This window comes from Aequorivita sp. 609, assembly GCF_014212065.1.
In the GTDB taxonomy this organism is placed as follows: domain Bacteria; phylum Bacteroidota; class Bacteroidia; order Flavobacteriales; family Flavobacteriaceae; genus Aequorivita; species Aequorivita sinensis.
The window spans coordinates 1-433 of the sequence record NZ_JACJVM010000079.1; the positions used below are offsets into that span (position 1 = coordinate 1).

The following is a 433-nucleotide window of genomic DNA, read 5'->3' on the forward strand; positions in this document are numbered from 1 at the left end:
CACCAATCGCTCATCATGCAGCTGTTCCTGCGCGCTCAGTCTCTGCACACGCTCCAGGTGTCCGGACAGGAGACCGTCCGTGACCTCAAGGCTCATGTTCAGACTCTGGAGGGCGTGTCTGTGGAGGACCAGGTTCTCCTGCTGGCTGGAGCTCCTCTGGAGGACGACGCCACCCTGCTGACCTGCGGCGTCACGGAGCTCTGCACACTGGAGCTCGCCGCCAGACTCCTGGGAGGTAAAGTCCACGGATCTCTGGCTCGTGCCGGTAAAGTAAGAGGACAGACACCCAAAGTGGACAAACAGGAGAAGAAGAAGAAGAAGACGGGCCGCGCCAAGCGCCGCATCCAGTACAACCGTCGCTTCGTCAACGTGGTTCCAACCTTCGGCAAGAAGAAGGGCCCCAACGCCAACTCCTAAATGATTAATCTCTGAG

1 protein-coding gene is annotated in these 433 nt (G+C 59.1%); it reads left to right on the top strand.

What is annotated here, in order from left to right; genetic code table 11:
* The coding region (locus H4O20_RS15530) for a 30S ribosomal protein S30e (protein WP_221442881.1) at positions 1-417 on the top strand (417 nt) is incomplete at its 5' end.
* Positions 418-433 lie beyond the last annotated feature (16 nt).